The 24496-nt window shown below is 73.9% G+C and carries 22 protein-coding genes; 18 read left to right on the top strand and 4 right to left on the bottom strand.

The annotated features are described in order from the left end of the window. Positions 1 to 27 precede the first annotated feature (27 nt). Both H7344_RS11615 and H7344_RS11610 read left to right on the top strand, forming a co-directional pair. Positions 28 to 1137 carry a mannose-1-phosphate guanylyltransferase gene (locus tag H7344_RS11615; protein ID WP_186346169.1) on the top strand — a complete coding sequence of 370 codons (1110 nt, stop codon included), beginning with the start codon at positions 28 to 30 and terminating at the stop codon, positions 1135 to 1137. A 56-nt stretch (positions 1138 to 1193) separates the two neighbouring features. Further along, complete coding sequence (locus H7344_RS11610; protein WP_166192467.1) at positions 1194 to 1415, top strand: hypothetical protein; 222 nt, start codon at positions 1194 to 1196, stop codon at positions 1413 to 1415. A gap of 278 nt (positions 1416 to 1693) precedes the next feature. On the opposite strand, the gene H7344_RS11605 is transcribed toward H7344_RS11610, so the two are convergent. The 3 genes from H7344_RS11605 to cofD are packed head-to-tail and all read right to left on the bottom strand — an operon-like array spanning position 1694 to position 4488. After that, positions 1694 to 2449 carry a DUF3105 domain-containing protein gene (locus H7344_RS11605; RefSeq protein ID WP_186346168.1) on the bottom strand — a complete coding sequence of 252 codons (756 nt, stop codon included), beginning with the start codon at positions 2447 to 2449 and terminating at the stop codon, positions 1694 to 1696. A gap of 51 nt (positions 2450 to 2500) precedes the next feature. Beyond that, complete coding sequence (gene cofE, locus H7344_RS11600; RefSeq protein ID WP_186346167.1) at positions 2501 to 3478, bottom strand: coenzyme F420-0:L-glutamate ligase; 978 nt, start codon at positions 3476 to 3478, stop codon at positions 2501 to 2503. Beyond that, the gene (gene cofD, locus H7344_RS11595) at positions 3475 to 4488 is read right to left on the bottom strand and encodes a 2-phospho-L-lactate transferase (RefSeq protein WP_186346166.1); all 1014 of its coding nucleotides are present in this window, start codon (positions 4486 to 4488) and stop codon (positions 3475 to 3477) included. Before cofD ends, cofE begins: the two co-directional genes overlap by 4 nt. Before the next feature lie 158 nt (positions 4489 to 4646). Here cofD and H7344_RS11590 point away from each other — a divergent pair, with 158 nt between their 5' ends. The 3 genes from H7344_RS11590 (at position 4647) to H7344_RS11580 (ending at position 9311) form a co-directional block, all read left to right on the top strand. Beyond that, the gene (locus H7344_RS11590) at positions 4647 to 4901 is read left to right on the top strand and encodes a WhiB family transcriptional regulator (RefSeq protein WP_166192530.1); all 255 of its coding nucleotides are present in this window, start codon (positions 4647 to 4649) and stop codon (positions 4899 to 4901) included. A 154-nt stretch (positions 4902 to 5055) separates the two neighbouring features. Further along, positions 5056 to 7935, top strand: a complete 2880-nt coding sequence (locus H7344_RS11585) for a glycosyltransferase family 2 protein (protein WP_186346165.1) — start codon at positions 5056 to 5058, stop codon at positions 7933 to 7935. Next, on the top strand, positions 7932 to 9311 hold the full coding sequence (locus H7344_RS11580) for a DUF5719 family protein (RefSeq protein ID WP_186346164.1): 1380 nt from the start codon (positions 7932 to 7934) through the stop codon (positions 9309 to 9311). The genes H7344_RS11585 and H7344_RS11580 overlap by 4 nt, the downstream gene beginning before the upstream one ends. 292 nt (positions 9312 to 9603) lie before the next feature. On the opposite strand, the gene H7344_RS11575 is transcribed toward H7344_RS11580, so the two are convergent. After that, positions 9604 to 10056, bottom strand: coding sequence for a metallopeptidase family protein (locus tag H7344_RS11575; protein WP_229707159.1), 453 nt, complete (start codon positions 10054 to 10056; stop codon positions 9604 to 9606). Between the two features lie 48 nt (positions 10057 to 10104). Here H7344_RS11575 and H7344_RS11570 point away from each other — a divergent pair, with 48 nt between their 5' ends. The 13 genes from H7344_RS11570 (at position 10105) to H7344_RS11510 (ending at position 24212) form a co-directional block, all read left to right on the top strand. Then, positions 10105 to 10467, top strand: coding sequence for a DUF3499 domain-containing protein (locus H7344_RS11570; RefSeq protein ID WP_186346163.1), 363 nt, complete (start codon positions 10105 to 10107; stop codon positions 10465 to 10467). Between the two features lie 19 nt (positions 10468 to 10486). Further along, a complete protein-coding gene (locus H7344_RS11565) occupies positions 10487 to 11869 on the top strand; it encodes a phosphomannomutase/phosphoglucomutase (protein WP_186346162.1) in 1383 nt (460 codons plus the stop codon). Then, positions 11869 to 12048 carry a Trm112 family protein gene (locus H7344_RS11560; protein WP_166196562.1) on the top strand — a complete coding sequence of 60 codons (180 nt, stop codon included), beginning with the start codon at positions 11869 to 11871 and terminating at the stop codon, positions 12046 to 12048. Before H7344_RS11565 ends, H7344_RS11560 begins: the two co-directional genes overlap by 1 nt. 7 nt (positions 12049 to 12055) lie before the next feature. Next, positions 12056 to 13084, top strand: coding sequence for an SIS domain-containing protein (locus tag H7344_RS11555; protein ID WP_186346161.1), 1029 nt, complete (start codon positions 12056 to 12058; stop codon positions 13082 to 13084). Between the two features lie 91 nt (positions 13085 to 13175). Then, complete coding sequence (locus tag H7344_RS11550) at positions 13176 to 14288, top strand: acyltransferase family protein (RefSeq protein WP_186346160.1); 1113 nt, start codon at positions 13176 to 13178, stop codon at positions 14286 to 14288. Positions 14289 to 14346: 58 nt separating this feature from the next. Further along, complete coding sequence (locus H7344_RS11545; protein WP_186346159.1) at positions 14347 to 15297, top strand: DUF808 domain-containing protein; 951 nt, start codon at positions 14347 to 14349, stop codon at positions 15295 to 15297. A 518-nt stretch (positions 15298 to 15815) separates the two neighbouring features. After that, a complete protein-coding gene (gene ahcY, locus H7344_RS11540; protein ID WP_186346203.1) occupies positions 15816 to 17264 on the top strand; it encodes an adenosylhomocysteinase in 1449 nt (482 codons plus the stop codon). 92 nt (positions 17265 to 17356) lie between these two features. After that, positions 17357 to 18070 carry an MtrAB system response regulator MtrA gene (mtrA, locus tag H7344_RS11535; protein WP_186346158.1) on the top strand — a complete coding sequence of 238 codons (714 nt, stop codon included), beginning with the start codon at positions 17357 to 17359 and terminating at the stop codon, positions 18068 to 18070. Continuing rightward, on the top strand, positions 18039 to 19712 hold the full coding sequence (gene mtrB, locus H7344_RS11530) for an MtrAB system histidine kinase MtrB (protein WP_186346157.1): 1674 nt from the start codon (positions 18039 to 18041) through the stop codon (positions 19710 to 19712). The genes mtrA and mtrB overlap by 32 nt, the downstream gene beginning before the upstream one ends. Next, positions 19709 to 21460, top strand: a complete 1752-nt coding sequence (locus H7344_RS11525; protein ID WP_186346156.1) for an LpqB family beta-propeller domain-containing protein — start codon at positions 19709 to 19711, stop codon at positions 21458 to 21460. The genes mtrB and H7344_RS11525 overlap by 4 nt, the downstream gene beginning before the upstream one ends. Positions 21461 to 21525: 65 nt before the next feature. After that, positions 21526 to 22263 (top strand): ComF family protein, encoded by a 738-nt coding sequence (locus H7344_RS11520; protein ID WP_186346155.1) that lies wholly within the window; start codon positions 21526 to 21528, stop codon positions 22261 to 22263. A 459-nt stretch (positions 22264 to 22722) separates the two neighbouring features. Then, entirely contained in the window at positions 22723 to 23355 is a 633-nt protein-coding gene (gene hpf / locus H7344_RS11515) for a ribosome hibernation-promoting factor, HPF/YfiA family (RefSeq protein WP_186346154.1), read from the top strand. A 164-nt stretch (positions 23356 to 23519) separates the two neighbouring features. Continuing rightward, positions 23520 to 24212 (top strand): response regulator, encoded by a 693-nt coding sequence (locus H7344_RS11510; protein ID WP_229707157.1) that lies wholly within the window; start codon positions 23520 to 23522, stop codon positions 24210 to 24212. The last annotated feature ends 284 nt before the right edge of the window (positions 24213 to 24496 follow it).

The following is a 24496-nucleotide window of genomic DNA, read 5'->3' as shown; positions in this document are numbered from 1 at the left end:
AGGGGGCCGGCCCTAGGCTTCGGGCCCATGAGCTCCGCTGCCGCCGGCCCGTCCGCTCTCGAGGACTTCTGGGCCGTCATCCCCGCCGGCGGTGCCGGCACCCGGCTCTGGCCGCTCTCGCGCCGGACGTCGCCGAAGTTCTTGCGCGACCTCACCGGCAGCGGGCGCTCGCTGCTGCAGGAGACCCACGACCGGCTCGCGCCGCTGGTCGAGGACCGGTTCCTCGTCGTCACCGGGCGCCCGCACCGCGCGGCCGTCGGCGAGCAGCTGGCCGTGCTCGGTGAGGACGCGATCATCGCCGAGCCGTCGGCGCGCGACTCGATGGCGGCGATCGGGTTGGCCGCCGCGGTGCTGGAGCGGCGCGACCCCGACGCGGTGATGGGCTCGTTCGCCGCCGACCACGTGATCGCCGACCCCGAGGCGTTCCGCGCGTGCGTGCGGACGGCGGTCCGGGTCGCCCGGGAGGGGTGGCTGGTGACGCTGGGCATCGAGCCGACGTTCGCGTCGTCGGCCTTCGGCTACGTGAACCTGGGGGAGGAGCTGCCCGGCCACCCGGGGGTGGCGTCGGTGCGGGAGTTCGTCGAGAAGCCGTCGACGGAGGTGGCGGCGGCGTACCTCGCGACCGGGCGCTACCGCTGGAACGCCGGCATGTTCGTCGTACGACCGACGGTGCTGCTCGACCTGCTCGCCACCTGGCACCCGGAGCTCGCCGCCGCGCTGCGGACCATCGCCGCCGAGCCGGAGCGCCTCGACGAGCTGTGGCCGGACCTGCCGAAGATCGCGCTCGACCACGCTGTCGCCGAGCCCGCCGCCGATGCCGGGCGGGTCGTCACCGTGCCCTCGACCTTCGGGTGGGACGACATCGGCGACTTCGACTCGCTCGCGACGCTGTTGGACGCCCTGCGCGAGGAGTCCGGCTCGGTGACGGTGCTCGGCGACGAGGCCTTGGTCCGTGCAGTGGACTCGACCGGCCTGGTCGTCCCGCGATCCGAGCGCGTGGTCGCCGTGGTGGGCCTCGAGGACGTCGTCGTCGTCGACACACCCGACGCCCTGCTCGTCACCACCCGCGCCCGCGCCCAGGACGTCAAGGCCGTCGTCACCGGCCTCACCGCGGACGGCCGGACCGACCTGACGTGAGTGCCGTTGTCGCCGGGAAGCCACGGGTCGGCCTCGGCAGGCGCATACTGGAAGCAATGTCATCCTCGCACCGGGCGCGGCCACGCCATCTCGCCAGCAGTCCCTTCAAGCCCGACCCGGAGCAGGTGATCGAGGAGTACGTCGTCGACGACCGCGTCTCCCACGACGCCCACGGCCTCGGCCGGGTCATCGCGGTCGACTCGCTCGCCGTCACCGTCGACTTCGGCGACCGCAACCTCCGCGTCCCCTCGCCGTTCTCGAAGATGTCCAAGCTCTGACCTGAGCTGCCCTGACCTCGTAGCCTGCCGGATCCTCGGGCTCCGGCGTGTGGCTCCTGGGGCTCGTGTGACTGGTGGGGTTGCTGAGGTCGGCAGGATCCCAAGTTCACCTGGGATGCTGGAGGTTCCCTGCCATTGCGATGGCCGAGAAGCGCGAACATCCCAAGTGAACCTGGGATGTCGCCACCGACCCGCGACAGGAATCACGAACGGGCCGGCCCCTCCAAGGAGGAGCCGGCCCGTTCGGCGTACGACGGGTAGCGCGGGGAGCGCCGAGGTCACATGGCGTTGGGCTCGGGGGAGTCCATGTAGGGGTACTCGATCATGAAGTCCTCGAGCGCCTCGCCGGAGGGCTCGGCGCAGTACTGCCAGACGCCGACCTGGGTGGAGGTGTCGGAGACGTCGTTGCCGGCGCCGCCGATGGACCAGTGGGTGTAGGCGACGTGCTGGCCCTCGGGGAAGGCCTCGCCGTCCTCCTCGGTCCACGGGACGGCCTTGAACTTCAGGCGGAGGTTCGAGGTGCCCTTGAACTTCGTGGCGATGCCGCGGATGTCGTCCATCATCGCGTCGTCGTTGGCGGCGGTCTCGTCGTACCAGAGGATCGTGTAGCCGTGCTCGAGGTTGTGCACGAGCGCCTCGACCTCGGGCCGGTCCTCGGTGGTGTAGAGCTTGCGCTCCATCGGGTCGGGGGCGACGTTCGCCTCGTTCCAGTGGGCGCCGAAGGCCGGCGGCGAGTCCTCGTAGTCGACGCTGGTGCCGGTCGGGACGTGCTCCTGGTTGCCGGTCGCCTCGCGGGTCTTGATCTTCTGGCACGCCGAGGCCGGCGCGCCGATGGAGGCGATGTCGATGTCGTTGAACTTGCGGAGGTCCCACCAGTCCTTGATCGGCTGGTAGGCGGCCGCGCCGATGAGGAGCAGGGCCACCAGCGAGCAGACACCGACGATCGCGAAGCCCCGGCGCTTGTCGGCACCCTTCTGCTTCTTGCGGATCGAGTCGATGACCGCCTGGCGGTCGTTCTTGGCGGGCTTGGCCACGGTTCGGATTTCCTCGCGGTGGGTACGACGGTCGGGGATGCGCGGCAGAGTCTAGGTCGTGGCCGGGCGCAGCCGTGCCATGACGGCCGATCCCGCGTCGGGCGCCGGGCTCTCCAGCCGCCAGCCGTGCGCGAACGCGAGCGCCGCGACCGCGTCCGGCCGGTCGCTCCGGACGTCGACGACGTCGACCCCGTCGTCCTCGAGCACCACCTCGGTCCCCGGGACGAGCCGCAGCACGGCGGCGAGGTCCTCGGCGGGGACGGCCGTGCCGAACGGCGCCTGGTCGGCAGGCTGCCCGAGCACGGCGCGTACGACGGCCTCGCGGGCGCCGTACCCGAACAGGTCGGCGCCCTCGGCGCGCACCAGCGCCCGCGCGCCCGGCCCGTCCTCGCCGGCCGGGAGCACCAGGTCGGCCCGCCCGCGGACGACCGCGAACGGGCGCGCACCGAGCTTCCCGGAGGCGAGCTCCGCGACGCCGGCGATCTCGTCGGCCACCGCGGGTGCCGTGACCACCAGCGGGTTGCCGTGCGCGTCGACGCGCCCGGCGAAGGTCTCGGCGACCAGCACGCCTGCGGCGCCGACCGCGATGTCGGTCTGCCCCTCCCGCCACGCGCGGCCGGCCGTGTCGGTGACGACGACGCCGACGTTGCGGCCGGTCCGCCCGAGCACGTCGGCCCGCAGCCGCCGCGCGGAGGCATCCGGGTCGACCGGCAGCAGCACGACCGAGCCCGCCTCCACGTTGCTGGCGTCGATGCCGGCCGCGGCCATGGTGAGCCCGTGGCGGGTGCGCACGATGGCGGTCGGCCCGCGGCGGGCGACCACGCGGACGGTCTCGCCGGCGAGCGCCTCCTCACGCGTCGTACCGCTCACGACCCGGCCCTCGGCCTTGCTGACCACCTTGCTCGTCACGACGAGGACGTCGCCGTCGGCGAGCTCGACCAGCGGCAGCACCAGCGCCGCGAGGTCGTCGCCGGCGCGGACCTCGCCGACCCCGTCCGGCGCCCAGACCCTGATCTCGGAGGGGCTCACGTGACGAGGTCGATCGCCGCCGCGGCCATGACGGCGGTGGCGTCGTGGTCGGTCATCATCAGGGGTACGGCGCGGCACGCGACGCCGCCGTCGACCACGCGCGCGACCTGGTCGGCGTCGCCCTCGTCGACCAGCCAGCCGTCGAGGACCCCGCCGGTCGACCGGGCGCCGTAGTGCAGCCCGACCGCCGCCGCGCTCACCTCGACGCCGATCGAGGTCAGCATCTGCTCGGCCATGCCGTGCACGTGGCTGGCGCCCACGATGGGGGAGACGCCGACGACGGGGGCCTTCGTCACGCGCAGCACGTCGCGGACGTCCGGGACGCCGAGGATCGTGCCGACCGAGACGACGGGGTTGGACGGCGGCAGGAGCACCAGGTCGGCGCCGGTGATCGCGTCGAGCACGCCGGGCCCGGGCGTCGCCTGGTCCAGACCGACGAAGACGACCGTCTCGGCGGGGACGGCGGCGCGCAGGCGCACCCAGTACTCCTGGAAGTGCACCACCCGCCGGCCGCTCGGGCTCTCGTCGTCGGCGACCGCGACGTGGGTCTCGACCCGGTCGTCGGTCATCGGCAGGAGGCGGACGCGGTCGCCCCACCGCGGCTCGAGCCAGCGCCGGCACAGCGCCGTCGTCACCTGGGAGAGCGGGTAGCCGGCCTCGAGCATCTGCGTGCGCACGAGGTGCGTCGCCACGTCGCGGTCGCCGAGGCCGAACCACGTCGGCTCCACGCCGTACGCCGCCAGCTCGGTCTTCACGCTCCACGTCTCGTCGCGGCGGCCCCAGCGGCGGACCGGGTCGATGCCGTCGCCGAGGGTGTACATCACCGTGTCGAGGTCGGGGCAGACCTTCAGCCCGTGCACCCAGAGGTCGTCGGCGGTGTTGGCGACGACGGTCACGACCGCGTCGGGGGAGACCCCCGGGAGGGCGCCCGTCTCGATGCCGTGCAGCAGGCCCTGGAGGAACCGGGCCCCGCCGGTGCCACCGGCCAGGACGGTGATGTCCCTGATCATGACGCCATCATCCCCGGCGCCCCGGGCCGGTGCCCACGAGGGGTCCGGAGCACCCATATCAGATCCGGGCTTGACCAAGTGGGTACGACAGGCATGTAATTCCCACAGTGTCGTACGTCGGACACGTACAGCATCACCGGGTCGAAAGGGCGAGTGCCGTGAGAGAACTTTTTCTCCTCGACGGGGACGCCGAGGAAGCGGGTTGGCAGGAGCGCGCGCTGTGCGCTCAGACCGACCCCGAGGCGTTCTTCCCCGAAAAGGGTGGATCGACGAGGGAGGCCAAGAAGGTCTGCCTCACCTGCGAGGTGCGGACCGAGTGTCTGGAGTCCGCACTGATGAACGACGAGCGCTTCGGCATCTGGGGCGGTCTCTCCGAGAGGGAGCGCCGCAAGCTGAAGAAGCGAGCAGTCTGAAGCAGGGCAGTCCGAAACCAGGGCTGCTCAGCGGAGCAGTGAGAAGGGAACCCCGGTCGCCAGCGGCCGGGGTCCTTCTCATTTCGCCGGGCTCGTCGGCTGGGTCACTCGCTGGGTTCGGGGAGCCCGGCCAGGCCCCGTAGGGTCTTCCGACGTGTCCGCCCCCGGTCGTGTCGTCGCGCTGCTGGTCAGCCACGACGGCGCGCGCTGGCTGCCCGCGGTGCTCGACGGGCTCCGCAGCCAGACCCGCCCGGTCGACGCGGTCGTCGCGATCGACACCGGCAGCAAGGACGGCAGCGCCGACCTGGTCGAGTCCGCGCTCGGCGACCTGCTGGTCGGCGGCGTCGAGCGGGTCAGCGGCGCGACGTCGTACCCCGACGCCGTCGCGCTCGGTCTCGAGCGCGCCGCCGCGAACGGCACCGCCACGACCGGCACCGGCACCGGCGCGGACTGGATCTGGCTCCTCCACGACGACAGCAACCCCGACCCACGCGCCCTCGAGGCGCTGCTCGCGGCCGCCGCGGAGCAGCCCGACGTCGCGGTGCTCGGCCCGAAGCTGCGCGAGTGGCCCTCGCTGCGCCGGCTGCTCGAGCTCGGCGTCACGATCTCGGGCACCGGGCGGCGCGAGACGGGGCTGGAGCGCGGGGAGTACGACCAGGGCCAGCACGACGCCGTCCGCACCGTCCTCGCGGTCAACACCGCCGGGATGCTCGTGCGCCGCCACGTGCTCGAAGAGCTCGGCGGGTTCGACCGGCAGCTGCCGATCTTCGGCAACGACGTCGACTTCGGCTGGCGCGCCGCGACGGCCGGCCACCGCGCGATCGTCGTGCCGCAGGCGGTCGTCTTCCACGCCGAGGCGGCCCACCGCGGCGTACGCCGCACGCCGCTGACCGGCCGGCACACCCACTACCAGGAGCGCCGCGCCGCGCTCTACACGCTGCTCGCGAACTCCCGCGCCCGCTCGCTGCCCTTCCAGCTGGTGCGCCTGGCGCTCGGGACGGTGCTGCGGGTCATCGGGTTCCTGCTGCTCCGCTCGGTCGGGCAGGCGCTCGACGAGCTCGCCGCGCTGGTCTCGGTCTACTCCAGCCCGCGCGAGGTCCACGCCGCCCGCCGCGAGCGGCAGCAGCGGCAGGTCCGCGAGCCCGCCGACGTGCGCCGCCTCCTCGCGCCGCCGTGGCTGCCCTACCGCCACGGCCTGGACTTCGTCAGCGACCTCGCGGCCGCCGCCACGAACCAGGCCGCCGACGTCGCCGAGCGCCGCCGCGCCGCCAAGGCCGAGCACGACCCGTCCTCGATGGCCGCGCGCCGCCGCGTGCTCGACGAGGACGAGGAGTACGCCGACACCGGCGCCGTCGCGCGCTTCCTCACCAACCCGGTCGCGGTCGCGCTGGCGCTGCTCGTCGTCGCGCTGCTGGTGGCCGGCCGCGAGGCGTACGGCGCGGTCTCCGGCGGCGGGCTCTCCCCGGTGCCCGAGTCGGTCGCGGACTGGTGGCGGCTGCACGTGGAGCACTGGCACCCGCTCGGCCAGGGCACCGGCGTCCCCGCGCCGCCGTACCTCCTCCCGCTCGCCCTGCTGGGCACCGTCCTCGGCACGACGACCGCGGTCAGCGCGGTGCTCGTGCTGTCCGCGCCGGTCGCGCTGTGGGGCGCCTGGCGGCTGCTGCGCGTGGTCGGCCGGTTCGTCTCGCCGCAGGGCGCGCCGCGCTGGCTGCTGCTGTGGGGCTCGGCGACCTGGTCGCTGGTCGCCCTCACCAGCGGCGCGTGGGGCGACGGCCGGCTCGGCCCCGTGGTCGCCGTCGCGGTGCTGCCGTGGCTCGCCCACGCCGCCCTCGGCTTCGCCGACCCCGAGCCCGACCGTCGCTGGCGCGCCGCCTGGCGCACCGGCCTCCTCCTCGCGCTGACCACCGCGTTCGCGCCCGTGGCCTGGCCGTTCGCCGTCGTGCTCGGGTTGGTCGTGCTCGCCGCGTCGTACGCCGTCGTCCGCTCCGCCCTGCGCGACCGCTCGGTCTGGGCGCCGCCGCTGGTGGCGCTGGCCGTGCCGGTGCTGCTGCTCGCGCCCTGGTGGCTGCCGAGCCTGCTCGAGCGCGCGGCCGAGGGACTGCTGCTCGAGCCGGGCCGGCTGCCCGTGCCGACCGTCGCGCCGCTCGACCTGGTCGCCGGGCGGCTGGGTGACCTCGGTGCGCCGGTGTGGCTCGGGGTGGTCGTGGCCGTGCTGGCCGTCGCGGCGCTCGTGCCGCGGGCGACCCGGATCCCGGTGCTGGTGTGCTGGATCGTCGCGCTGGTGGCCGCTGTCGTCGCTGCGCTGCTCGGGACCGTCACGCTGTCACTGGCGTCGGTCGAGACCGCGCCGGCGCTGGCGTTCCTCGTCGTCGCGCTGCAGGGTGCGTTCGTCGTCGCCGCGGTGCTCGGCGGCCAGGGCGCGCCGCGCCGGGTCGCCGCGGCGCTCACGGTGGTGGCGGCCGTGGTGCCGCTGGGCGGGCTGGCGTGGGCCCTCACCGGGGCCGACGCGTCGCTGGACGAGGACCCGCGGTCCGGCATCCCGGCGTACATGGTCCAGGCCGCCACCCGCGGCGAGGACCACGGCATCCTCGTCGTCCGCGGGTCTGTCGAGGAGGGCCTGAGCTGGGTCGTGCGTCGCGGCGACGGCGTCACGCTCGGTGAGGACGAGGTGCTCGCGCTCGCGCCCGAGGACGACGTGCTCACCCGCGACGTGCAGCGGCTCGCCTCGCGGCCGACGCCGGCGCTGGTGACCGAGCTCGGCAAGCGGGGGATCGAGTACGTCGTGCTCCCGGCCCCCGCCGACGGCGCCGTCGCCGCGATGCTCGACGCGACCGGCGGGCTCGTGCAGGCCAGCGCCGCCGACCCCGCGACGCGGGCCTGGCAGGTCGACCGGCCGATCTCCGCCGACGCGCTCGACGGGCCCCGGTCGTGGCTGCGGGTCGTCCTGCTCGTCCTCCAGGGCGCGGGGCTCCTCTGGGTGCTCGTGCTCTGCGCGCCCACGACCCAGCGCGCCCTCGAGCGGAGGCGCGGATGAGCACCCCCTCGCGCCGGGCCGCCCGGGCCCGCCCCTCGCGCGTCCTCGACGTGACCGTCGTGCTCGCGGTCCTGCTGCCGCTGCTCACCGGCGGCGCGGTGCTCCTCACTCGCACCGAGACGCCGCCGCTGCCCGACCGGTCACCGGTCGAGGCCGCCCTCGGCGCCGCGTCCGTCGTGTGCCCCGGCCTGGCGTCGCCCGTGCTCGTGACCACGACCTCGGGGGAGTCCGGCACCGTCGTCGCGGGAGCCGGGGTCGACGAGTCGGCGGTCGAGGTCGCCCCCGGCCGCCTGGGCGAGGTCCCCGGTCTCGGCGACCGTCCGGTGGTCGTCCGCGCGGAGGACGCGCTCGCGCCGGGCCTGGTCGCCGGGCGGTACGCCGACGGGCCGCTGCGCGTCGCCGAGTGCGCCGCCCCGGCGCCCGAGCAGTGGTTCACCGGCGTGGGCGCCGGCGCCGGCCACTCCTCCGTGCTCGAGCTGGTCAACCCCGACAACGGCGCCGCCGTCGCCGACGTGGTCGTCACCGGCCGCGCCGGGATCGTCGAGGCGCCGGAGCTCCGCGGCGTGGCCGTGCCGGGGCGCAGCAGCGTGCGGCTCGACCTCGCCGAGCTGCTCCCGCGCCGCGACGAGCTGTCGCTGCGCGTGACCACGCAGCGCGGCCGGGTCTTCTCCGCGGTGCTCGACCGGGTCGACGAGCTCGGCGCCGGCGATGCAGCCGAGGACCACCTCCCGCCGCAGGCCGAGCCCGCGACCTCGCTCACCCTCCTCGGCCTCCCCGTGGGTATCGGCGAACGGACGCTCCTGGTCGCGAACGACGGCGACTCCGAGGTCCGCGCGACCCTGCGGGTGCTCGACGAGCGCTCCGTCTTCGCGCCCGAGGGCATCGAGGACGTCCGCGTCCCGCCGCAGTCCGTCGCCCGGGTGCAGCTGGGGGCCACGCTCGGCGCGCTCGTCGCCGACGGCGCGCTCGGGCTCGTCGTCGACGCCACCGGGCCGGTCACCGCGACGCTGCGGTCGTTCGTCGGCGGCGACCTCGCGCACGCCGTCCCCACGGCCGGCGTGGAGACGGCCACGGTCGCCGCCGTCCCACCCGGCCGCAAGCGCCTCGTGCTCGCCGGGGCCACCTCGACCGGGGTCGTCGAGGTCGTCGCCCGCGACGCGTCCGGCGCCGAGCTGGCCGCCAAGCGGGTCGAGGTGTCGCCGAACCGCGGGTTCGCGGTCGGCCTGCCCGCCCGGGCGGTCCACCTCACGGTCACCCCGCAGCGCACGCCCGTGGTCGCGTCGGTCGTCGCCGCGACCGGCGGCGCCGGCGTCGTACGCCTCCACGAGCTGGTGCGGTCCTCCCTCGTCCCCGACGTCCGCCCCGGCCTCCCCTAGTCCCACCTGCTGGTCGAGCAGGGAGGGCCGCCAGGCCCGACCGTTCTGCGGCTGCCGCCAGGCCCGACCGTGCTGCGGCTGCCGCCGGGAACGGGGCCCGGTCCACGTCGCGCCTGCGGGCCGTCGTCAGACGGGCAGAAGTCGCATCCGGGCGACGTTCCTGCAGGTCGGCGCGTCCGAACGGGAAGTTCTGCCTGTCCGTCGACGAGCCATCCGCCTCCCGCTGACGAGCAGGGAGGGCCGCCGGGCACCGTGACGAGAACCCGTGAGCCGACTGCGGCGGCCGCGAAGCTCAGTCGTCGTCGGCGTCGTACCGCGGGTCGATGACGGAGGGGTCGACGTTGAGCAGGTCGGCGACCTGCTCGACGACGACGGTGAGGACGAGGGCGTCGAGCTCGGAGCGGGTCTCGGCGCGGTGCTCGATGGGACGGCGGAAGACGACGACGCGGGAGGGTTCGCCGCCGGTGCCGCGGACGGCCGAGCCGAGGGGGACGTCGGGGGAGTCCCAGTCGTCGGGGACGTGAGGGGTGTCCTCGACGGCGTACTCGACGGTCCCGAGGCGGTCGGCCCACCGGCCGTCGACCTCCTCGACGACGGCGAGGACCAGGTCGTCGAACCGCTCGCGCCGGGTGCGGGTCTCCGGCCGGCCGGGGGTGCGGGGGAGGACGCCGGGGCCGCGCATGCCGCGGCCGCGACGGTCCCGCCGACGGGGGCCGCGGGGGGTGGCGGGGGCGGGCTCGGTCACGCCGCGAGCCTAAGCCGGGTGGTCGGTGCCGAGGGGTACGGTCTGCTCGTGAGTCCCGCCCGTCGCTGTTCCCGCACCGCGTGCGGCCGTCCTGCGACCAGCACGCTCACCTACGTCTACGCCGACCAGACCGCCGTCCTGGGCCCGCTGGCGACGTACGCCGAGCCGCACGCCTACGACCTGTGCGACACCCACAGCGAGCGCCTGTCCGCGCCGCGGGGCTGGGAGGTGCTCCGTTTGGCGCCGGACCCGGCCGCCCAGGGCCCCTCCACCGACGACCTGCTGGCCCTCGCCGACGCGGTCCGCGAGGCCGCCCGACCGGTGAAGCAGGTGGTGCGCCTGCCACCGGCGGAGGAGAACGTCCGCGAGCGCGGCCGTCGCGGGCACCTCCGCGTGCTCAGCACCGACTGACCTCGTTACTGTCTCGCTCATGGCCGACACCCTCGACCCCGCGAACATCGCCGCGATCTTCAAGGCGTACGACGTCCGCGGCACCGTGCCGGACCAGCTCGACGAGGCGCTGGCGCGCGCGACCGGCCGGGCCTACGTCCAGGTCGTCGGCGCGGAGACCGTCGTGGTCGGCCACGACATGCGGCCCAGCAGCCCGGGCATGGCGCAGGCGTTCGCCGAGGGCGCGACCGCGGCCGGCGCGGACGTGGTGATGATCGGCCTCGCGTCGACCGACCAGCTCTACTTCGCCTCCGGGCACCTCGCGGTGCCGGGCGCGATGTTCACCGCGAGCCACAACCCGGCGCAGTACAACGGCATCAAGATGTGCCGCGCGCACGCCCAGCCGATCGGCATGGAGACCGGCCTGGCCGAGATCCGCGACCTCGTCGCCGGGGGCGCCGCCGCCCAGCAGCCGGACGCCGAGCGGACCGGCACCATCAGCGAGCAGGACGTGCTGGCGGCGTACGCCGACCACCTGCTCTCTCTCGCGCCCGTCCAGGGCCGCCGGCTCACGGTCGTCGTCGACGCCGGCAACGGCATGGCCGGCCACACGGCGCCGGCCGTCTTCGAGCGGCTGGGGGACCGGGTCGAGCTGGTGCCGATGTACTTCGAGCTCGACGGCACCTTCCCCCACCACGAGGCCAACCCGATCGAGGCCGAGAACCTCCGCGACCTCCAGGCGAAGGTGCTCGAGACCGGCGCCGACGTGGGGCTGGCCTTCGACGGCGACGCGGACCGCTGCTTCCTCGTCGACGAGACCGGCCGCAACGTCTCGCCCTCGACCCTCACCGCGCTCATCGCCGCCCGCGAGCTGGCCAAGGAGCCGGGCGCGACGATCATCCACAACCTGATCACCAGCCGCGCGGTGCCCGAGCTGGTCACCGAGCTGGGCGGCACCCCGGTCCGCACCCGCGTGGGCCACTCCTACATCAAGGCCACCATGGCCGAGACCGACGCGATCTTCGGCGGCGAGCACAGCGGCCACTTCTACTTCCGCGACTTCTGGCGCGCCGACTCGGGCATGCTCGCCGCGCTGCACGCCCTCGCGGCGCTAGCCGGGACCGACGTACCCCTCTCGCAGCTGCTCGCCGAGTACGAGCGCTACCCCGTCAGCGGGGAGATCAACTCCACCGTCGCCGATCAGCAGGCCGCGATCGCCCGCATCGAGCAGGAGTACGCCGCCCGCGACGGCGTCACGACCGACTGGCTCGACGGGCTGACGGTCAGCCACGCCGACTGGACCTTCAACGTGCGGCCCTCGAACACCGAGCCGCTGCTCCGCCTCAACGCCGAGGGCCGGGACGAGGCCACCATGGCCGCGATCCGCGACGACGTCCTCGCGACCATCCGCCAGGAGGGCTGATGAACATCGACCAGGGGCTGCTGGACATCATCGTCTGCCCGAACTGCCACGGCGACCTCGTCGCGGCGCCCGACCCGGGCGGCGACGGCGAGCTCGTCTGCCGGGGCGAGTGCGGCTACGCCTACCCCGTCCGCGACGACATCCCCGTCCTGCTCGTCGACGAGGCCCGGAAGCCCTGACCGGCCGATGAGCTGGTTCGACGAGTCACGCCTCGACGACGAGACCGCCATCGGCGCGGCGGACCTGCGGTTCCGCACGCTCGCCGAGTCCGGCTCGCGGGTCCGCCGCGAGTGCATCGACGCCGCGGAGGCGATCCGCGAGGCCGTCGGCCGGCTCCAGGAGCAGGCCCGACCGCGCGCGATCATCGCGGCCGGCCCGGACTCCCGCCTGCTCCGCGCAGTGCTCGAGCCGTGGTGCCCGGTGCCGTTCGTCGCCTGGCCCGGCCCCGCGCTGCCCGGGTGGGCCGGCTCCCTGGACCTCGTCGTGGTGCTCGCCCCGGACGGAGCCGACAGCGGTACGGCGTCGGCGGTCGCCGAGGCGGTCCGCCGTGGCTGCCAGGTGGTCGTCGCGTGCCCGCCGACCTCGATGGTCGCCGACCACGCGGCCGGCCGGTGGAGCACGATCTTCCCGATCGCCACCCAGGACCCGCTCGCCACCGCCGTGGTCGTGCTGTCCTTCCTCGACCAGGTCCGGCTCGGCCCCAGCGCCGACCCCGAGGGCGTCGCCACCGCGCTCGACGACGTCGCGATCTCCTGCTCGCCCTTCCGCGACCTGTCCATCAACCCGGCCAAGATGCTCGCCATCGCGCTGGCGGACGCCAACCCGCTCGTGTGGGGTGGCTCGGTGCTGGCTGCCCGCGCCGCGCGCCGGGTGGCGGAGTCGATCCGTCGCGCCAGCGGCCGGACCGCGATCGCCGGCGACGTCGACCAGGTGCTGCCGGTCATCGAGGCCACCCGGCCCCGCGACGTCTTCGACGACCCGTTCGCCGACGGCGGCGGCGAGCTGCGCCCGACCCTGCTCGTGCTCGACGACGGCAACGAGGACCCCGTCCTCGGCGAGCACCGCCGCCGGCTCGAGGACACGGCCGCCGCCCGCGGCGTACGCGTCGAGATGCTGACCGCGGAGGCGCCGAGCGAGGTCGCGCGCTACGCCTCGCTGCTGCTCCAGGGCACCTGGGCCGCGGAGTACCTCCGCCTCGGCCTCGTCGACGACTGACCGCCACGCTCGCCAGCACGCCCGCCAGCACGCCCGGGACGTGACCGATCGGTCACGTGTAGTCGCCACAGGGCCCGGGCACAGAACCGGGGTGAGCAGGGATCCGTGGTTCGACAACGCCAAGATGGCGCTGGTCACCCTGGTCGTCGTCGGTCACGCCTGGGTGCTGCTGCCTGACACCGCGTTCGTGGGTCACGGCTACGACTTCCTCTACGCCTGGCACGTCCCGGCGTTCGTCTTCGTCACCGGCTACCTCTCGCGCTCGTTCAGCTACACCCGGGCCCGGATGTGGCAGCTGGTGCGCACCGTCGCGGTGCCGTACGTCGTCTTCGAGGCCGGCATCGCGGCGTTCCGCATCCTCGTCGGCGGTGAGGAGCTCCAGGACCTGTGGCGCGACCCCCACTGGCCGATGTGGTACCTCGCCGCGCTGTTCTTCTGGCGACTGCTGACGCCGGTCTTCCGACCCATGTGGGGCGGTCTCGCGGTCGCCGTCGTGATCAGCGTCCTCGCCGGGCTGTACGCCGGTGACACCCTCGACGTCGCCCGCGTGCTCGGCCTGCTGCCGTTCTTCGTCATGGGCCTCAAGGCGACCCCCGAGCGGCTCGAGCGGCTCCGCGCGCCGTGGGTGCAGATGGGTGCGGTCGGGGTGTTCGTCGCGATCTGGCTGCTGACCTCCCGCACCGACGACTGGGCCGCGACCGAGTGGCTCTACTACCGCGCCCGCTACGAGGAGCTCGACGTCAGCGACACCCAGGCCTTCGTCACCCGCGCCTGCCTGCTCGTGATGGGCACGCTCGGGGCGTGGGCCTTCCTCGCCCTCGTACCGCGGGTCGGCGGATGGTTCGCGCGGATGGGCGCCGCGACGCTCGTCGTCTACCTCTTCCACGGCTTCTTCGTGAAGGGCGCGGAGTACGCCGGGTTGCCGGCGTGGGCAGAGGGGCACTACGCGACGTCGATCGTCCTGACGCCGGTGGCGGCCGTCGGGTTGAGTTTGCTGCTCGCCTGGCAGCCGGTCTCGTCGCGGCTGCAGCACCTCGTCGACCCCGTCGGCTTCGCCGAGCGCCGCGTCGACCACGCGCACGACCTCCGGGACGCCACCGTAGAGGCCGACGTGCTGGCCGGGGCAGTGGAGGAGGCCGCCGCGGAGGAGGCGGCCGACGAGCGCGCCGCGCGCGACGCCGGGCACGCCGTGCCCGGCCGCTAGGGTTCCGCCCACGTCGGTCGGGACGTGAGGCCCGACGCCACCAGGAGAGGGATCGCCCGTGAGTGCAGGACTGTTCGGACTTCTCGACGACGTCGCGGCGATCGCGCGCCTGGCCGCGGCCTCGATCGACGACGTCGGTGCCGCCGCCGGCCGGGCGACGACGAAGGCCGCGGGCGTGGTGGTGGACGACACCGCAGTGACCCCGCAGTACGTCCACGGCGTCGCCGCCGACCGCGAGCTGCCGATGATCAAGCGGATCGCGATCGGCTCGATCCGCAACAAGCTGCTGCTGATCCTGCCGGTCGCGCTGCTGCTCAGCGAGTTCGCCGACTTCCTGCTGACCCCGATCCTCATGCTCGGCGGCGCCTACCTCTGCTTCGAGGGCGCCGAGAAGATCTGGGGCAAGATCCGCGGGCACGACGCCCACGCCACCCCGGTCGTGGAGTCCGGCCCGGAGGCGGAGAAGACGATGGTCTCCGGCGCGATCCGCACCGACCTGATCTTGTCGGCCGAGATCATGGTGATCTCGCTCAACGAGGTCGCCGACGAGGGCTTCTGGAGCCGGGCGGCCATCCTGGTCGTCGTCGCGATCGCCATCACCGCCGTGGTGTACGGCGTGGTCGCGCTCATCGTGAAGATGGACGACATCGGTCTGCGCCTGGCCCAGCGGTCCTCGGCGTTCTCCCAGAAGGTCGGCCGTGGCCTCGTCGCCGGCATGCCGAAGCTGCTCGCCGTCATCTCCCTCGTCGGCACCGTCGCCATGCTCTGGGTCGGCGGCCACATCGAGCTGGTCGGCCTCGACGAGCTCGGCTGGCACGCGCCGTACGAGCTGGTGCACCACCTCGAGCAGGACGTCCACGCCGCCACCGGCGCCCTCGGCGGCGTCCTCGGCTGGCTCACCAACACCGCTTGCTCCGCCGTCTTCGGCCTCGCCCTCGGCGCGGTCGTCGTCGCCGTCCTGCACGTCCTGCCGTTCGGCAAGAAGGACGAGCACGCCACCGCTCACTGATCCCGTGCGCTTGCCGAGCCAGCGAGCGCAAGCCGGTGGGTCGAGAAGGGCGCGCTGGGGGCCTGCCTCGAGACGAGCGCCGACGAGGCCCGGTGAGGTGCGCAGGGCGCTGGGGCGTTCGTCCGGCCGGCGGGCGGGTGCGCGGCTATGTCCGCATGTAAAAGGTGACCTGGTTGTCGGGGTGGATGGCGGTCTCGAACCTGGGGTCGGTTTCGAGACAAGCCTGGCGGCCCTCTCAACCAGCCGGAGGCCGGCGACGGCGGGGAACCCACGGCGTACTTCGTCCTCATCGCTGCTCCCACCGCAACCACCCACGGCCCAAAGGCCGAAGGTCGGCTGACAGGGGTCGTCGACGCTCGCCGAGGGCTCGCTGCTCGACCGGCGACGCGGTCTGGACCGGGCCGGGGGCGGGCACGGGTGCGCGACCAACAATGGGGACGGGCGGGTCGTGGATTCCTGCTCGGGTGCGCCTGCGTCCTACGCTCGAGGAGATGTCCACCGCACTCCCAGGAGCACCCATGGACCACAAGGTCGCCGATCTGAGCCTGGCCGACTTCGGCCGCACCGAGATCCAGCTCGCCGAGCACGAGATGCCCGGCCTGATGGCCATGCGTGAGCGGTACGCCGCCGAGCAGCCGCTCGCCGGCGCGCGGATCGCGGGGTCGCTGCACATGACGATCCAGACCGCCGTCCTCATCGAGACGCTCGTCGCGCTCGGTGCCGAGGTCCGCTGGGCCTCCTGCAACATCTTCTCCACCCAGGACCACGCGGCCGCCGCGATCGCGGTCGGCCCGAACGGCACGCCGGAGGACCCCCAGGGCGTCCCGGTCTTCGCCTGGAAGGGCGAGTCGCTGGAGGAGTACTGGTGGTGCACCCAGCAGATCCTGCAGTGGCCCGACGTGGACGGCGAGAAGCGCTTCGCCAACATGATCCTCGACGACGGCGGCGACGCGACCCTGCTGGTCCACCTCGGTGTCGAGGCCGAGAAGAAGGGCGAGGCGCCGGACCCGGCGACCGCCACCAGCACCGAGCAGCGGATCATCTTCGAGGTCCTCAACAAGTCCCTCGGCGAGAGCCAGGACCGCTGGACCCAGATCGCTGCGGAGCTCAAGGGCGTCACCGAGGAGACCACCACCGGTGTGCTCCGCCTCTACGACATGATGCGCGAGGGCTCGCTGCTCTTCCCGGCGATCAACGTCAACGACTCGGTCACCAAGTCGAAGTTCGACAACAAGTACGGCTGCCGCCACTCGCTCATCGACGGCATCAACCGCGCCACCGACGTCCTCATGGGCGGCAAGGTCGCGGTCGTCTGCGGCTACGGCGACGTCGGCAAGGGCTGCGCGGAGTCGCTGCGCGGCCAGGGCGCCCGCGTCATCGTCACCGAGATCGACCCGATCTGCGCGCTGCAGGCGGCCATGGACGGCTACCAGGTCTCGACCCTGGACGACGTCGTCGAGACCGCCGACATCATCATCACGGCGACCGGCAACAAGGACGTCGTCACGATCGACCAGATGCGCCGGATGAAGCAGAACGCGATCCTCGGCAACATCGGCCACTTCGACAACGAGATCGACATGGCCGGCCTGGAGACCTACCCCGGCGTCGTCCGCAAGAACGTCAAGCCGCAGGTCGACGTCTGGACCTTCCCCGAGGGCGAGGGCAACGCGATCATCGTGCTGTCCGAGGGTCGCCTGATGAACCTCGGCAACGCGACCGGCCACCCGTCGTTCGTCATGTCGAACTCCTTCACCAACCAGGTGCTGGCCCAGATCGAGCTGTTCACCAAGCCCGAGGAGTACCCCGTCGGCGTCTACGTGCTCCCCAAGCACCTCGACGAGGAGGTCGCCCGCCTCCACCTCGACGCCCTTGGCGTGAAGCTGACGACGCTCTCGGACTCGCAGGCGGCGTACCTCGGCGTCGACGTCGCGGGCCCGTTCAAGTCCGACCAGTACCGCTACTGATCGAGCGCCTCGGCGCGTAGCCCGCGCCACGCGCAGCAGCCCCGGCTCCGAGGAGTCGGGGGCTGCTGCGTCCGGCTGGCAGGATTGACCCCATGAGCCAGGCCGGGAGCGTGAACGACCTCGCCGCGAAGGGGCGCGTCCTCGTCGTGGACGACGACGCGTCGCTCGCGGAGATGCTCACCATCGTCCTGCGCCAGGAGGGCTTCGACAGCCGGATGGTGACCCGCGGCGACCAGGCCCTGGCGGCGTTCCGGGAGTACCGCCCCGACCTCGTGCTGCTCGACCTGATGCTGCCCGGCAAGGACGGCATCGACGTGTGCAAGGAGATCCGCGGCGAGTCCGGCGTGCCGATCGTGATGCTGACCGCCAAGGGCGACACGGTCGACGTCGTGGTGGGCCTGGAGTCCGGGGCCGACGACTACGTGGTCAAGCCGTTCAAGCCCAAGGAGCTCATCGCCCGCATCCGTGCCCGGGTACGCCGCCTCGACGCGACGTCGCGGGCCGAGACGCTGACCATCGGCGACCTGGTCATCGACGTCGCCGGCCACTCGGTGGCCCGGGGCGGTCGCCCGATCAGCCTGACGCCGCTGGAGTTCGACCTGCTGGTCGCGCTCGCGCGCAAGCCGTGGCAGGTGTTCAGCCGCGAGGTGCTGCTCGAGCAGGTGTGGGGCTACCGGCACGCCGCCGACACCCGGCTGGTCAACGTGCACGTCCAGCGGTTGCGCTCCAAGGTCGAGCACGACCCCGAGAACCCCGAGATCGTGGTGACCGTCCGTGGCGTCGGGTACAAGGCCGGCAACGGCTGAGCGCGGCCCGTCGGCCCGGCGCAGCGTCGCTGCCACCGTCCGGCGCGGCCTGACGTTCTGGCGCCGGTCCATCCAGGCCCGCGTGGTCGCCTCCACGCTGGTGCTCTCCGCGGTCGTGGTGAGCGGCGTCGGCTGGTTCCTGCTCCAGCAGACCCGCGACGGCCTGCTGGAGAACCGCGTCGACGCGGTGGTCGCCGAGGCCGACAACGAGTCCGCAGAGGCCGTCGAGCGGCTCGTCGCCGTGCCGGGGACCGAGACCGACGCGAGCACCCAGGCCTCCGAGCTCGCCACCCCGATCATCGCGCGGGGAGAGACCCGCGGCTTCGACGTCGCGCTGAGCGGTCCGGGCAGCTCGGAGGAGGGCCTGGCCGAGACCGGCAGCATCTACACGCCGGGGCTCGACACGACGAGCGTGCCGCAGTCGCTCGTCGACCACTTCGCGGGGAGCGCCGACACCGCCTGGACCTACGCGTCGATCCGGACCGTGGACGAGCGCGGGCAGGTGACCTCGTCGGAGCCAGGGATCGTCGTGGGCTCCCAGGTGCGGCTCCCGTCGGACGGGCGGGCCTGGACGCTCTACTTCCTCTTCCCGCTGGAGGAGGAGCAGGAGACGCTCGCGCTGGTGACCCGGGCGTTGCTCACCGCCGGCGGCCTCCTGCTCGTCCTCGTCGCGGGCCTCACCTGGCTGGTGACCCGCCAGGTCGTCACGCCGATCGGCATGGCACGCCGGGTAGCCGAGCGCCTGGCCGCGGGCCGGCTCCAGGAGCGGATGCGCGTCTCCGGCGAGGACGACCTCGCGCGGCTGGCGCTGTCGTTCAACCAGATGGCGAGCAACCTCCAGCGCCAGATCCGCCAGCTCGAGGAGCTCAGCCGGGTCCAGCGCCGGTTCGTCTCCGACGTCTCCCACGAGCTGCGCACCCCGCTCACCACCGTGCGGATGGCCGGCGACGTGCTGCACGACGCCCGCGGCGACTTCGACCCGGTCACCGCCCGCGCCGCCGAGCTGCTGCAGACCGAGCTCGACCGCTTCGAGACGCTCCTGGTCGACCTGCTGGAGATCAGCCGGTTCGACGCCGGCGCCGCGGTGCTCGACCTCGACGACGTCAACCTCGTCGACGTCGCCCACCGGGTCGTCGAGCGCAACCGCGCCCTGGCCGAGCAGCGCGGGGTGACCCTCGAGGTCAGCGCGCCGCCGCAGCCGTGCCTCGCGGAGGCCGACGTGCGCCGCGTGGAGCGCATCGTGCGCAACCTGGTCACCAACGCCATCGACCACGCGGGTTCGCCGGAGCGCGGCCGGTCGCGCGTCGTCGTCCACGTCGCGGGCGACGACCACGCGGCCGCCGTCGCCGTGCGGGACTACGGCGTCGGGCTGGCGCCGGGGGAGTCGGCGCTCGTCTTCAACCGGTTCTGGCGCGCCGACCCGGCCCGCGCCCGCACCAGCGGGGGCACCGGCCTGGGCCTGTCGATCTCGCTGGAGGACACCCACCTCCACGGCGGCTGGCTCCAGGCGTGGGGCCGGGTCGACGAGGGCGCGCAGTTCCGCCTGACCCTGCCGCGCCGCGCCGGCACGCCGCTGCGGCAGAGCCCGCTGCCGCTCGTGCCCGCCGACGCCCGCGAGCGCCTGGCTGGAGTGACCCCGTGACCCGCCGACGCCCGACCGCCGCGGCCCTCGGCGTCGTCGTGGCGATGGTCCTCGCCCTGGCCGGCTGCGTCTCGCTGCCCGAGGACGGGCCCGTCATCGAGACCGGCAGCGGCAGCGGCGACGCGCAGGAGGGCGGTCAGTACTACTTCGACCCGCCGCCCCCGCCCGACGGCGCCTCCTCGGCGGAGGTCGTCGACCGGTTCCTCGACGCGATGACGGCGTTCCCGATCACCACGTCCGCGGCGCGGCAGTACCTGACGCCGGAGTTCCGCGAGTCGTGGAGCCCCAAGGACGGGATCATCACCTACGACGACTTCCTGGCCCCGCGCGGCAGCTCCCGCGTGACGGTCACGCTCGTCGGCGCCGAGCGCCTCGACGGCACCGGCCGGTGGCGCGGCCCGCTGCCGACGTACGACGAGACCCTCACGTTCCCCGTCGAGCTGGTCGACGGGCAGAACCGCATCGCCTCCGCGCCCGACGCCCTGGTGGTGCCGCAGTCGTGGTTCGAGCAGCGGTACCAGCGGGTGACGCTCTACTACTTCGACCCGAACGCGCGCGTGCTCGTGCCGGAGCCGGCGTTCGTGCCGCGGGGGGACCAGCTGGTCAGCAACCTGGTCTCCGCCCTGCTCGGCGGGCCGGGACCCCAGCTGTCGCGGGTGGCGACGACGTTCCTGCCGGCGGGCTCGACGGTGGAGCTGTCGGTGCCGGTCGGCGACGTCGTCGACATCGCCATCGACGCCTCCGGCTCGGCGCCCGCCCCCACGGACGAGGCGGTGCGGCTGATCGTCGCGCAGCTGGCCTGGACGCTGCGGCAGGTGCCGACGATCGAGCGCTTCCGGGTGTCGATCGACGGGCGGCCGGTGCAGCTGCCCGGTGGCGTGACCGAGTTCGGCGTCGACGAGGGCGCTCGCTACGACCCGGCCGGCTACCCGACGACCGCCCGGGTCTACGCGCTGCGCGGTGGTGAGCTCCTCGCCGGGACGCCCGACGCGCTCCAGCCGACCGACGGCCCGTTCGGCTCGGCCGAGGCCGGGATCCGCTCGTTCGCCGTCGACGTCTCGGCCACGACGGTCGCGGCCGTGTCGGAAAGCGGCACCACCGTGCTGCGCGGTCCGCTGCGTGGCGCCGAGGAGACGACGGTCCCGGTGGTCAGCGGCGCGACGGACCTCCTGCCGCCGGCGTGGGACGTCAGCGGCCGGCTGTGGCTCGTCGACCGGACGCCGTCCGGAGCCCGCGTCTCGACCGTCGTCGGCGACGAGGACCCGGTCGCCGTGCGGGTGCCCGGGATCAGTGGCTCCGACGTCCGCTCGTTCCTCGTCTCGCGCGACGGGTCACGCGTCGTCGCGGTCGTGCGGACCTCCTCCGGCGACCAGGTGCGGGTCAGCCGGGTCCGCTACGCGCAGAACCGGCTGCTGTCCGCCTCGGCCTCCCGACGCCTGACCTGGGAGGGCGGCGAGGAGGTCCGCATCCGCGACCTCGCCTGGCGCAGCCCCACCTCGGTCGCCGTGCTGCACCGGCTGGCCGACGAGCTCTTCGAGGTGCGCACGCTCTCGGTCGACGGCGCTCCGGCGGGCGCGGAGTACTCCGCCACGACGCTGCGCGGGCGCTACGTCGCCCTCGCCGGCACCCCCGTCCCCGACGACACCCTGTGGGCGGTCACCCGCACCGGCCTCGTCGACGCCTCCTCGCCGACCCGCGACATGGTCGACCTCCCCGAGGGCGCCGGGTCCGTGCAGTACGTCGGCTGACCGCTCCTCCACAGGCACGGGCCGGCCCGGTTGCCCGGAGCCGGCGCGGCGGCGAGGCTCCCCGCATGAGGACGGCCGGGGTGCTCGACGCCGCGGCCGACCTGCTGCTCGGCGGCCGGTGCGCCGGGTGCGAGCGGCCCGGCCGCGTGCTGTGCGAGGCGTGCCGGGCCGGGCTGCCCGACCGGGCGCGGCCGGCGTGGCCGACCCCGACGCCGGCCGGCCTGGTCGAGCCGTGGGCCGCGGCGGCGTACGACGGCGTGGTGCGCAGCCTGGTGCTGGGCCTGAAGGAGCGCCGGCTGCTCGGCCTCCGCGGCCCGCTCGCCGGGCTGCTCGCGACCGCGGCCTCGGCGGCCGTCGTCGCCCAGGTGCCGGTCGGACCGGTCGTGCTGGTGCCGGTGCCGTCGCGGCCCGCGACCGTCCGCGCCCGCGGCCACGACCCGACGTACGCCGTCACCGCGGGCGCCGCCGCCCGGCTGCGCGCCGACGGGGTGGACGCCGTGGCCGCCCGGCTCCTGCGGACGCGGCCCGGCGTCGTCGACCAGGCCGGCCTCGACGCCATCGCCAGGTCCGCCAACCTCGCCGGCTCGATGGCCTGCGCCGACGCCGGCCTGCGACGGCTGCGCCGGCGGCGTGCGTACGCGTCGGTGGTGGTCTGCGACGACGTGCTGACCACCGGCGCGACCGCCCGCGAGGCCCAGCGTGCCCTCGAGGCGGTCGGCCTGCACGTGGCTGCGATCGCCGCCGTCGCGGCGACCCGACGCCGCCATCCTGTCGGTCCGGAGGGCGCGTCGACGGGTGGGTGACCAGATGGGTGGTGGCCCCCCTACCGGTGACTTGGGTCACGGACTAACGTCTGTGTATGGAGTCCGTCCGGGTCCGTGGTTGCACCGTCTCGGTGCGGGTCCCGACGAGGGCCCGGGCCGGTCGGCTAGCCGATGCCAGTCGCAGGCGAAACGGTCCACGTAAGACGCGACCCGGGTCCGCCCGGGTCCGTCGATCACGGTGCGGCTTAGAGGTAAGACCTGCCTCGCCCCGGCCACCAGATGTGGCCGACGGCGGGAGAGGGCCGGTAGTGGCGGAGAAGCTGCGGAAGCCCCAGCAGGCGGTTGTGGGGTCGAAGACCAGGTCGGCCGGACGGACTCCTCCCACTCGTGACACGCCCGGTGCATCCTCGGTGGCGCACCTCCCGGCGTGCATGTCGCGCTGCCCACAGGAGGCCGCGCGAGAGGGCTGAAGCAACCAACTGTCACCAGGAGGTAGACATGGAAGTTGTCGTCACAGGTCGCCACTGCGAGCTGTCCGAGCGGTTCCGTGAGCACGCCGCGGAGAAGCTGTCCCGACTCGAGAAGCACGACCACCGCATCATGCGGGTGCACGTGGAGGTGGACTGCGAGCCCAATCCCCGCCAGCACGACAAGGCCGTCCGCGTCGAGCTGACCGCCTTCTCCAAGGGCCCGGTCGTCCGTGCGGAGGCGGCGGCCGACGAGAAGATGGGTGCCCTCGACCTCGCCCTGGACAAGATGGCCGCCCAGATGCGCCGCGCGGCCGACCGCCGCCGCGTGCACCGCGGCCAGAAGACCCCCGTCTCGGTCGGCCAGGCGCTCGCCGACGTCGACGCGCTCGCCATCCCCGCCGCGGAGGAGCCCGAGCCCGAGGAGTCCCTCGAGCGCAAGGTCGGCCCGATCGCCGTCATGGGCGACGGCCCGCTCGTCGTCCGCGAGAAGACCCACCCCGCCAGCCCGATGACGCTCGACCAGGCGCTCTACGAGATGGAGCTGGTCGGGCACGACTTCTACCTGTTCGTCGACAAGGAGAGCGAGCGGCCCTCGGTGGTCTACCGGCGCCGCGGCTACGACTACGGCGTGATCTCACTGGACCTCGGCCCGGAGGAGTAGACCCGAGGAGCAGCACGCAGCGGCCCGCGGGGCCGCGACACCACACGGCGTACGACGGGGTGGCCCGAACGGGTCACCCCGTCGTCGTGTCCGTGTCCGTCCGGGCCAGGCGTCCACCCCCCGAACGCGTTCCCGGACCGGCTCGCCCGTGCCATGATGCCCCGGTGGCGGAACAGAGCACGGCCGCAGCTCCCGGGGCTGTCGAGCCGATCCGGGTGCTGGTGGTCGACGACCAGGAGCTCTTCCGACGGGGGCTGACGATGCTGCTCACCGTCGAGGAGGGCATCGAGGTCGTCGGCGAGGCCGGCGACGGCATCGAGGGCACCAACCTGGCCGCCACCACCGCCCCCGACGTGGTCCTCCTCGACATCCGGATGCCCAAGCGCACCGGCATCGAGGCCTGCCGGGCCATCAAGGAGGCCGTGCCGTCGGCGAAGATCATCATGCTGACGGTCTCCGACGAGGAGGCCGACCTCTACGAGGCGGTCAAGTCCGGCGCCTCCGGCTACCTGCTCAAGGACTCCTCGATCGAGGAGGTCGCCCAGGCCGTCCGCGTCGTCGCCGACGGCCAGTCCCTCATCAGCCCGTCGATGGCGGTCAAGCTGATCGACGAGTTCAAGCAGATGTCGCGCCCCGAGCGCGAGCACGTCCCCGGCCTGCGCCTCACCGAGCGCGAGCTCGAGGTGCTGCGGCTCGTCGCCAAGGGCATGAACAACCGCGAGATCGCCAAGCAGCTGTTCATCTCCGAGAACACCGTCAAGAACCACGTCCGCAACATCCTGGAGAAGCTCCAGCTGCACTCCCGGATGGAAGCCGTCATGTATGCCGTCAAGGAGAAGCTGCTCGACCTGCCGTAGTCCGTCCGAGGAACGAGGTCGCGACCGGCAGTCGAGACCCGGTGAGACGAACTGCGGCGCCGGGCTGCGGGTACGCCGGAGTTCGGGCCGTGTCCTGCGGTGTCCGCCCGCGGTCCGGGGCCGCCTGGCTCAGTTGCTCCCGAGGGGCCTTCCCCCGCTTCGCTCCTCCAGGCCGTCGGGGTCGCCTTGACGTTCGCCGGGGCGCCCCCGGCCCTCCGGCGGCCGCCTCCGGCCCCGACCCGCGCGGCGTCCCGGTCGTGGTTCCCGTCCGTCGGGCGGCACCT

It is taken from the genome of Nocardioides deserti, assembly GCF_014266025.1.
Taxonomy (GTDB): Bacteria; Actinomycetota; Actinomycetes; order Propionibacteriales; family Nocardioidaceae; genus Nocardioides; species Nocardioides deserti.
This window is presented reverse-complemented; position numbering and strand designations above follow the sequence as displayed.

Excerpts from the sequence above, each read along its gene's own strand:
- hpf (WP_186346154.1), top strand. The coding sequence starts at position 22,723 with ATGGAAGTTGTCGTCACAGGTCGCCACTGCGAGCTGTCCGAGCGGTTC.
- H7344_RS11610 (WP_166192467.1), top strand. The coding sequence starts at position 1,194 with ATGTCATCCTCGCACCGGGCGCGGCCACGCCATCTCGCCAGCAGTCCC.
- H7344_RS11580 (WP_186346164.1), top strand. The coding sequence starts at position 7,932 with ATGAGCACCCCCTCGCGCCGGGCCGCCCGGGCCCGCCCCTCGCGCGTC.
- H7344_RS11560 (WP_166196562.1), top strand. The coding sequence starts at position 11,869 with ATGAACATCGACCAGGGGCTGCTGGACATCATCGTCTGCCCGAACTGC.
- ahcY (WP_186346203.1), top strand. The coding sequence starts at position 15,816 with ATGGACCACAAGGTCGCCGATCTGAGCCTGGCCGACTTCGGCCGCACC.
- H7344_RS11520 (WP_186346155.1), top strand. The coding sequence starts at position 21,526 with ATGAGGACGGCCGGGGTGCTCGACGCCGCGGCCGACCTGCTGCTCGGC.
- H7344_RS11555 (WP_186346161.1), top strand. The coding sequence starts at position 12,056 with ATGAGCTGGTTCGACGAGTCACGCCTCGACGACGAGACCGCCATCGGC.
- cofD (WP_186346166.1), bottom strand. The coding sequence starts at position 4,488 with ATGATCAGGGACATCACCGTCCTGGCCGGTGGCACCGGCGGGGCCCGG.
- mtrA (WP_186346158.1), top strand. The coding sequence starts at position 17,357 with ATGAGCCAGGCCGGGAGCGTGAACGACCTCGCCGCGAAGGGGCGCGTC.
- H7344_RS11565 (WP_186346162.1), top strand. The coding sequence starts at position 10,487 with ATGGCCGACACCCTCGACCCCGCGAACATCGCCGCGATCTTCAAGGCG.
- H7344_RS11615 (WP_186346169.1), top strand. The coding sequence starts at position 28 with ATGAGCTCCGCTGCCGCCGGCCCGTCCGCTCTCGAGGACTTCTGGGCC.